Origin of the sequence: Pseudoduganella sp. GCM10020061, assembly GCF_042683405.1 — a bacterium.
GTDB lineage: Bacteria > Pseudomonadota > Gammaproteobacteria > Burkholderiales > Burkholderiaceae_D > Telluria.
Genome location: NZ_JBHUJS010000004.1, coordinates 1 through 9572, shown reverse-complemented (window position 1 = coordinate 9572; position 9572 = coordinate 1). Strand labels below are relative to the sequence as shown.

At 64.7% G+C, this 9572-nt stretch carries 5 protein-coding genes and 1 rRNA gene; 1 reads left to right on the top strand and 5 read right to left on the bottom strand.

All coding sequences use genetic code 11. The annotated features are described in order from the left end of the window. Nucleotides 1-477: 477 nt before the first annotated feature. Nucleotides 478-1848 (top strand): hypothetical protein, encoded by a 1371-nt coding sequence (locus ACFSQR_RS11690; protein WP_377729975.1) that lies wholly within the window; start codon nucleotides 478-480, stop codon nucleotides 1846-1848. A gap of 4 nt (nucleotides 1849-1852) precedes the next feature. Here the strand turns inward: ACFSQR_RS11690 and ACFSQR_RS11685 are convergent, their stop codons facing one another. The 5 genes from ACFSQR_RS11685 to rrf all read right to left on the bottom strand — a co-directional run. Beyond that, a complete protein-coding gene (locus ACFSQR_RS11685; RefSeq protein ID WP_377729974.1) occupies nucleotides 1853-4246 on the bottom strand; it encodes a penicillin acylase family protein in 2394 nt (797 codons plus the stop codon). 132 nt (nucleotides 4247-4378) lie between these two features. Beyond that, nucleotides 4379-5875, bottom strand: coding sequence for a DUF3482 domain-containing protein (locus ACFSQR_RS11680; RefSeq protein ID WP_377729973.1), 1497 nt, complete (start codon nucleotides 5873-5875; stop codon nucleotides 4379-4381). Then, entirely contained in the window at nucleotides 5872-7314 is a 1443-nt protein-coding gene (locus tag ACFSQR_RS11675; protein ID WP_377729972.1) for a DUF2868 domain-containing protein, read from the bottom strand. The genes ACFSQR_RS11680 and ACFSQR_RS11675 overlap by 4 nt, the downstream gene beginning before the upstream one ends. A 120-nt stretch (nucleotides 7315-7434) precedes the next feature. Next, on the bottom strand, nucleotides 7435-9210 hold the full coding sequence (locus ACFSQR_RS11670; protein WP_377729971.1) for a DUF4214 domain-containing protein: 1776 nt from the start codon (nucleotides 9208-9210) through the stop codon (nucleotides 7435-7437). A 257-nt stretch (nucleotides 9211-9467) separates the two neighbouring features. Then, nucleotides 9468-9572, bottom strand: a 5S ribosomal RNA gene (gene rrf, locus ACFSQR_RS11665); the annotation flags it as partial.

Below are 9572 nucleotides of genomic sequence, written 5' to 3'. Positions count from 1 at the left end.
GTCACGTTTATTTCTTGTGCGAGCGTTTGAAACAATAATTTGAGTATTCGCGGACCGAAATCCGCGGCATCTATCGTCAAACGCCCACACTTATCGACTGTTGATTGTTAAAGAACTTATTCGGTGTTGCAGCTTGCTACTTGTCGACAAAGCGTTGTGTTTGTCAGCAGCAGAGAGGCGAGATTATGCGGTGTTTCGTGCAGCTCGTCAACCCCTTCTTTTCCGCCGTGTTCGTCAACTACTTGATTTCGTTAACCTTTTGCAAGGGACCGGTGAGGTCTCGTTCGCAGCGGGGGACGAACTATAGCAAACGGGCACGCGCCGCGCAAGTGCCTTCGTGCGCGGGGTGCTTACAGACCCATACATAATCGGAACAGAACGCGGACATTTTTCGGACAAGCCCCTGAAGTCCGGTCGGTAGAGTATCGGATGGGATGCAAGTGCCCTCCCACTTCTTTTACTCACCGGACTTCCATCATGCGCACCCTGTTCGCCGCCTCTATCATTGCCGCCCTCGCCGCCAGCTGTGGAGGCGGCGGCGTGGAAAGCGGCCCCGTCGTCGTACAGGCGGCGCTGAATGTCCCCGTGTCCGGATCGGCCATGCTCAAGGTCCGGCCCAGCCAGCAAGGCTGGGCCGGCATGGCCGACACGCTGCGCCGCCTGACCGACTACACGGCGCCGGAACGCCGCCTGCTGTTTTCGGCCAACGGCAAGGACGTCTCGGCGCAATGGCAGCCGCCGGCGGGCTGGTCGCTCATCGACTTTGCCTTGCACCCTTCCGGGCAGGCGACCGCGGTGCTGGCGAACGCCAGCGCCATCCGGCTGGTGCGCCTGAACGCCCAGGGCGGCGTGCTGAACGAGACGAACTTCGCGGACCCGGCCGCCAGCGGCGATCCGTATTACGGCGACGAGATGTACCTGCGCAATCCGAATGCACTGGTGCCGCATGCGACGCGCGATGCGGTGCGGGTCGCGCCCGTCGGGGAACAGCTCGCCATGGTGCTGCGCACCGGTCGCAACGCGGTAGTTGCGTACAGGCTGGCGTATGGCGCCAACGGCTTCCAGACCAGCTGGCGCACCCTGGTCGAGCCCGGCGTGCAGATCGGCAGCGTGTTCATCACGTCCGGGACCTTCGATCCGTTCTCCGGACTGGAAAACCAGTGGCGGCTGGCCATGGATGTGGATGCGCGCGGACGCATCGCCGTCGCGGTCCTGATCAACCGCACCACGCTCGTGGAAGGCCATGCCGAGCACTTCGGCGAGCCGATTTCGCCGGACGTCATCAGCGGCGCCATCCTGACCGTCGTGAGCGAGACGGGCCAGCGTTCGCCAAGCACCGTAATCCAGACCGCGCGCCGCACTGAAATCCATGCCGTCAAGTGGTTCGGCGACCGCGTCGCCGTGGGCGGCCGCGTGTTCACGCAGGCACGCGACGATGGTACCGGGTGGGATGGACTGGTCGCGGTAGCAGATCCCTACCTGCGCACACTGCGCCCGCTGCAGCTGCTGGACGTCGACCGCGGTGACGTGGTGCTCGACTTCGCCGTCACGCCGGCCGGCCAGCTGCTTGCCGTCGGCGCGACCGGCTATACCCAGAACCCGGCAGGCGCCAGCATCTCGGAAGCCTCGGTGCCGCTCGCGGCGCTGCTCGACGCGGATGGAAAGTTCGTTCGCCGGCTGTCGCTTGCAGCAGGACCGCGCCATAACCAGCTGCGCTCGATCGCGCCGTGGAATGGCAAGTGGATCTCGGCCGGCATGCAGGACGGCCCGGGCACGCATTCGGGCGACGACAACACGGCGCTGATCCGCGCCGACGGTTACGTCCGCGTCTTCAACGACGAGGCTTGAAGCCTCATTCGGTCAGGCGCAGCCGCACGTAGTTAGGATCGCGCTTGATGTCGGACTGCGAGAACGGCATCAGGGGCCACGACTTGGTCGTATACAGCGGCACCTGGTCGCCGTAATGCGGCGATTTCGGGTCGGTCGACTGGCCATAGGCCAGCAAGCCGTGCGGCACAGGACCGTTGGCATCGAAGCCCACCACCTGCACATAGCTGGTGCCCCACTCCACGTTGTGATAGCCGGTCGGCGTCAGCGGAGTGGCCATGTGGATCGAGTTGTACGAGCCATCGATGTCGCCGATCGCGCCGTGCAGGGGCCATCGGTTGCCGTTGCGCGTCTCCCCCTGCAGCTCGGCGAGCATGCGATCGAGCGGTATGCCAAGCTCGCGCATCTTCACGACAGCGCCTTTCAACGCGTCGAACATCGCCGGCGCCGCGGAAGGTTTCAGGCCGCGCGGGGTGTTGACCGGATCCGCAGGATCGAAGGGCACGGCCCACTTGTCCTCGATCAGCGCAGCGCTGTTCCAGAATTCGCGGAACAGCACCGCTCCCCGGCTGTGCAGGTCCGCCCTCTTATCCCAGAACGCCAGCGCCGCGCAGCCGTGCAGCACGTCGAGGTCGAGCTGGAGGGGACAGGCCAGCAGCAGCTCCGGCAGGATGAGTTCCGCCGCGTAGATGCGGTTCGCATAGGCCAGCGCTTCGACATCGGCCATCGCAAATTTCTTGCCGCGCGCGAGCTGTTCCTCCATCTGCAGGAAGCCGATGCGGGTACGCAGCTTTTGCGGAATCCCCGCCTGCCCGTACATCGGGGAATAGCCGGTCAGCAGCTGCTTCGGATTGGTCAGCCAGAAGCTGTCGTTGGAGTTGCCCACGTAATCGCCGCGCATCAGGTAGGGCGCATTCCGGGGCGAGAACACGCCAGGTGGCGCGTCCGGATCGCTGCCCCAACCGCAACTGGAGCGCGAGCCATCGAAGGCGAGCAAGGCCGGTAACACGAAGCAGTCGGATGCGAACTTCTGTCCGGAGACATGCGGCACCACGCTCGCGTCCATGTACAAGGTGCCGCCGTGCCGGTCGGCCGCGATCGTGTTGACCCAGGGGAGTCCCACCACGGTCTCGAGGGAGGACTTCAGCTCCGCGACATTGCGCGCGCGGGCGATGCCGAGCCACTGGTCCATCAGGCGGGTGTTGTTGCGGTTCGGGTCTGCCAGCACGAATGCGGTAGTCGAGGTCCACTCGATACCCGCCATCGGGTTGGCGATGACCGGGCCGTACTTGGAGAAATAGAAGGTCCTGGTTCGCTGGCTCATGCTGCCATCCGGCTGCAGGACGTCGATGGTGACGCTGCGCGCCGTCATGCGCTCGGGTTTGCCGTCCACGAAGTAGGTCGTGCCGGTCGTGTCCGAAGGGTCGAGCTTGAGCATGAAGTTGGTGAAGTGGACCGCCGTGGTCACGGTGTGGGTCCAGGCGATGTCCTTGTTGAAGCCGATGACGACGGTAGGGATGCCTCCCAGGATGACGCCCATCGCGTCGTACTTGCCCTCGATGGTCAGGTGCGCCTGGTAGAAGCGGTCGGTGCTCGTCCAGGGATAATGCGGGCTTCCGTACAGGATGCCGCGCGTGTCGGCGGTGATCGACTTGCCCAGTGCAAGTGCATTGCTGCCGGCCGATCCGCTCAGCTTGTCGAGGCGGCGGCGCAGGAAGTCCGGGTCGACCGTGCGGCCGGATGCGCGCACGGCCGCCGGCGCCAGGTTTTCGCCGCGCCCGGCCATCACGAACTCGCGCGCGAACACCTGGCCCGATGCGTGCAGCGCCTTCTCCGCCAGAACCAGGTACAGGTCCTCGCGCGTAATCGGGCGCACCCACGCGGCGCTTGCGCACGCAGCAGGCAGGCGGCCGGCGTAATCGCGCAGGTAGCGGTTGTAGCCGGCCGCGTACCCCTCCAGCATGTCGCGCGCTTCCTGCGACGCTGCGGCGAAGCCGGACTTCAGCTGCTCAAGGTCGAGGTAGCCTTTGAAGAAGAAATCGCTTTCGTCGTTGCGCAGCTCCATGAAGTCGCTCTCCGCCCCGTACTCGCCGTTCACGGGACGGGTGGCGTAGGCGCCTGGTCCGAAAAAGCGCGATCGCTCGCCGCGCACGGTCAGCAGGCTGTCGGCGAACATGCAAACGTTGTCCTGTGCGTAGGCGTACGCCAGCCCGTAGCCGAGGCCGCGAAAATCGTTGGCGTTGATGTGCGCGATGCCATAAGTGGTGCGCGCCACATCGACACTGATGCGTTGCGGGGCCGACGGCGGAACGGGATGGGACTCGGGAGGCCGGGCGCCATCGCCGCAGGAAACCAGGACAAGGCCAGCCCCGATCAGGACGGCCAACACGGAAATGCGGTGTGTGAAAACACGGCTCATGGTCTTCCCCTGTGAAGGCAGCTGATTCATCATCGCCAAGGGGATCGGGCGCGTGTTTGCGACCTGTCATCGGTGCGCCGCGCGCAGGGTAACCCTGCTCAAGCAAAGAGCAGATTGAAGCCGGAATTTTTCCTATCCGAAAATTATTGGTGCGGCGCGGTGCGGTGCGGGGTCCGACTGCGGATAGAGATGGGCCAGGGTCGTGCGCGTCACGCGCGTGAGCACCTCATCCAGCTGCGCAATGGCGTCGCCACGTTCCGCGTGCACGCGCACGGCGCGCCAGAGCGCGCTGCCATCGCCGACGGCATTCCTGACGCTGCGCTCCACTTCGTCCTTCCAGAACGCGGGCGCCTCGCCTTCCACGAAGTCGCCACGGCCGCGCCCGAAGTGCGCTACCGCGAGATAGCGCAGCACGCTGGATACCAGCAGCCCTTGCAAGAACTCGTCCGCGAAGCGCACCGTCGGATGATTGCGGTCGGTGCCGCTATTGAATGCCCACGCCGCACCTGCCATCGTCAATGCACCCATTACGCCGCCAATCAGCGCGCCCGCGCCCATCGTGAGTCCGCCCGCCATCAGGTCTGCGCCCAGGCCCGTCGCAGCGCCGGAGACGATCGCCCCGAGCAGGCCCGCCTGCGCCTTGTCCACGGGTGCACGCACGGAGAAGTTGTCGCGCACGCGCTGGTTGATGCGCCCCACCTCGCGTGCGTCCAGCTTGTGCAGCGCGAGCAGCGCGCGCGTCGTCGCGGCGACGTTCGCGTCGTGACGTGCAATCATGGCCGCCATCGCCTTGTCGCCGGCGCGCTCGCCGGCCGGCCTGGAAAGCCGGGCAGCCTGCAATGCGGACTTCACGAGCGAGCGTTCCTCCCGGTCGATCGCTTCGACGTCGAGCGCCGCAGCGGCAAGGTGCCTGGCCAGCGCGTGCATGGATTCGCTGAAGCGCTGCTCGTTGTTCGATTCCCATTGCCGCAGCAGGCGCCGGTACGCCTCCTGCTTGCCGGCGGCGAGCAGCGGCGTGACCGCCTCGTAGAACACGCGCTCGTGCACCCAGCAGCGGGCGAACGCGTCGAGCGCGAGCACGTCCTTCACCAGCGGATACCGGGACAGGTGTTCGCGCCATCGCCCCTGCTCCGCGCGCTCGAGCTCCTGCGGCTGCGGTGGTCCGAGCTGGTTGAGCAGGACCAGGACGGGTTTTCCAAGCCACTCGAGGATCTTCATCTCCGGCTCGATGTAGCCGGCGTCGCGCGGATCCTCGGTCGAGTTGACCAGGTAGAGCACCACATCGGCCGAATCGCGCGCCGAGCGCAAGGCGTTCTGGCTGAGCCAGAAGGCGCGGTCGCGGTAACGGTCGAACACCTCGCGCAGGAACCAGCCGATCGGATTGCCCGTCAACGCCAGGCGCCGCAGCAGACGGACCGAGTCACCGAATCCCGGCGTATCCCACAGCGTGAGCGCGTCGCCTTCCGGGGTGGCCAGCAGCGTATGCGACTCGGACAGGACGGTCACGTGGGCCGCGTCCCGCACTTCGCCAACGTCGACGCCAGTCAGCGTGCGCGCCAGCGTGGTCTTGCCGTTGTTGGTGTGCGAGATGAGGACGAACTGGATCGCCTGTGGATCGGGGACGGTCATTGGACAGGATACTTTTCGGGATGCTGCAGGTTCACCAGTGTCGCGGGCACGCCATGGTAATCGCAGAACTGGCGCCACAGGTGTACGCGCTCGGCGATGCGCTGTTCGCTTCCCCGCTGCGTACCGATCCGTTCAAGGAACGCCGATTCGTCGACCAGCACGCGCAGTCCGCGCACCCTGGAGCGCGCGAGGAAATCGATGAAGGCGCCGTGCGCCTCGCGCTCCGGCGTCGCCGCGAGAGCGAACAGGATCGCGGTCATGGTGACGGAGGTGTCGGCAAGGTCGACGCCACGCAGCGCGGCCGCCGGGTCTTCGCCGTAGGCAGAAGCGGGACGCAAGATCATACGGCTGCGTTCGCCCAGCATGTGCACCGCCAGCGCAGCCAGTCCCCTGTCCCGGTCCTCGTCCACCGTAAAACTGTAGGGCAGCACGCGCATGACGCCGGGCTCCGCCAGGCCTGCCTGCTGCGCGAACTGCCTGTAATAAGGAAGATCGAGGTCGATCGGGAACCTGCGCTCCAGCCGTGCTGCACGCAGGTGCGCCACGCCAGCCATCAACAGGCGGGGGACCACCACGAACAGGGCGAGGGTCCCGGCGTACAAGTGGACCCACAGCCTGCCTTCACCCGCGCCTGGCGTGGATTGCGCGAAGTGCAGCGCCGCGATCTGGCTTTCAGTGAAGCCCGGGAGCCCGAACACGACGGTGGCCGGCGTGAACAACCATGCCAGCACCGAATGCAGTTGCCCGGCAGTGAGGAAGGTGCTCTCCCATCCCGCGGCGTACTGCGTCATCAGGCCGCGCACGTACAGCGAAGCGATGGCGCCGAGCGCGAACATCGCCGCGGCCAGGTGCATGGTCCGGGCCAGCCGTGCGCGTATCAGCGGCTGGCTGGCCGTCGTCCATGCAGCGGCGAAGTCCGCGAGGCCGGAAGCAAGTGTCTTGGGCAGCTTGCGCGGCAGGCTGGCGGCGCCCAGCGCAAGCCGCCTTACCAGCGACTCGCCGGCCCAGCCGGTGCGGCGCGGAATGAACAGCCAGACCAGCATGATCGCGTACACCAGCACGTTCCAGGCGAGGATCGCGAGCAGCGGCGCGGACAACAGGTCCACGCGGTGCGGGTCGCCGATGCGGTCCAGCAGAAAGCCGAGCAGCAGCGCGGCCGGCGGCAGCAACGGCAGCAGCCGCGTGCCATTCATGCGTTTGTAAAAGGCGGCGAATGCGCCGTGTCGTTCGGACAGGCGCTTGATCAGCTGGTCCGACCGCTGCTGCAGGAAGTGTTCGGCCGTCGGCTCGGACGCGCTGTCGGCAGCTTGCCATTGCGCCAGTTCCTTTGCGCTGCGGCTGGCGTACATGCGATCGTCCTCGCTCAATAGCTCGCGGGCGGTGTCGGCGGATTCGATCGCCCTGACCAGCGTGACATTGCGCGCAACCTGTTCGTTCATGCTCTTCCCTTATGAAAGCGACAACGAGGATGAGCTGATTCTACAGCCAAAGCACACTCCGGCGTGACCGCGTTCGGGACGCACCGATGCCCGCGGCCGCTACTCCAGGGCGCTACGCGATCAGAGCGTCACAATGTAGTAACGCACACCGGCGCCGTTCTGCACCGACGATCCCGTTTGAACCAATGCGACACGCCGGCCGTCGGCACTATGCCAGATCTTGATACCGTAGCTTTGCTTGCCTTCGATGACCGGCAGGTCGTACACAGCATCCAGGAAGAACAGCGCACCGGTGAAGCGGTGGTAGCGGCTCGGATAGGAGTTCGTCCAGCCCGACAGTACCAGGGTCTCGTCCCTGGCCGCCGAATTGCTTAGGGAGAGTACGTTGGACTGCAGCGAGAACGTTCCCGCATACCGCAGGTCTGCGGTGTAGAAGTAATTACCCATTGACGTGAACAGGATGTCCTCCGTCTCCGAGAGGAACAGCGGTGTAGCCATGTAATAGTCGCCGTGGTAGGGCGAGTCTCCCATGTCGATGACTTCATTATTGACCGGGTTGATCGTAAAGAAGTTGATGTCCGCAGGGGAAAGACCATGCGACATGAGGAACACCTTGTTCTTCGTCGGCGCGTAAATGCCGTACTGGCTGCCGTAGAACATGCCCATGTAGTTCGACTCTGGCAGCGTCACGTCCTGGCCGGTGCGTGCATTGAAGTAGACGACGGAAGGTCGAACCCACTGACCGCCGCTCTGTCCGATGAAATAGGCGATCGCTGCATCGGTAAGGAACGCGTCGGTGTGCGAGCCGCCTGTGGCGAAGGACTTCACCAGCGTTCCGGCTTCCAGGTCCACCAGGCTCGCGACGCTTTCGTGCAGCACGATCGCGAGCTTGCCGTTCGGGCTCAGGTTGAACGACTTCACGCCTGCCGGCAGGCTCACCGAGCTGACAGCTTCGGAGAACGGATCCACGATCTTCAGTGCATTCGGATTGGTGGACACCGTGATGATCTTGTCGAGGCCACGGCTGTAGCGCGCGTCGAGCGGCGCAAAGGCCAGGCTGGCGGGATGCACGTTGACCGTCATGCTCGAGGTGGCGCTGGATTTGCTGTCGCTGACGGCCAGTGACATCGTATAGGCCCCCACCTTGTCGGGTGTGAACGTCGGCAGCGCAGTGCCAGGGTTCAGCAGTTGCGCGGTGCTGCCGACAGGACGCGCGACGATCGTCCAGCTGTACGTCAGATTCGGGCTGTCGCCGATGCTTTCAGTCCCGTCCAGGACCACTGGTGCGCCCACGCTGGTGGTCCGGTTCGGCCCCGCATGCGCGGCGACGACATAGGAGACATTGTCTTCGCGGTAGGCGATGCCATTGCCGATGGTGCCATAGACGCCGGCCTGGTTTTCGGGGCTTTCGCTGAACCCGTTCAAGCCACCCAGCACTGCGGCCACGCTCGCGCGCTTCTCCGTCAGTACGCTCACCCAGAAGGCCACGCCGGACGGCTCGCCATCGCGGTGCAGGACGTTGTTGTAGAAGCGATTGACGATTTCGGTCGGCGTCGGATTGATGCCGTAGACCGATTTGAACTCGGACGAGTTCACGAAACCTTGCGCGATCTCTTCCAGCGGGACGCCGCGGTCCATGGCCTGGATCCAGAAGCTCAGTCCCCGCACATCGGGCGTGCGATTGAACGCTGCCTGGTACAGACGGTAGGCCTGGCCAGCGTTGCCCTCCACGTCCATGCCCAGTGTGTAATCGGCAAAGCGGATGCGCGCGTTGCTCGCCACGCGCGTGACCACGGACGTGGCGATGTGGGTCAGCTGTACAGTCCCGGCTACGCGCTCGATCCGGTAGTCGGCCCGGTTTCCGGGCAAGACCACGGCTGCGGTGGGAGTTTGCACCGTTGCGAGTAATTGCGTCGGACGCGTTCCAGCCTCGGGCGATGAGCCGGCGCCACATCCTGCGAGCGCGGCCGTGCAGGAGGCGGCCAGGAGAACCCGTTGAAGAGCCTTCATGTTTATTCTTTTCTAACCGGAAAGATCCGATCTTAGCAAAGAAATACGCAGGAAATGTCGCTGGGTTGTGGAACTGTTGTAAGGACGCAGAAAGCAAAAAAGCCCGCTGACTTTATGAGTCAGCGGGCTTCTTCTTATAACTAGCCTGACGATAACCTACTTTCACACTGGTTGCAGCACTATCATCGGCGCAAAGTCGTTTCACGGTCCTGTTCGGGATGGGAAGGGGTGGGACCGACTTGCTATGG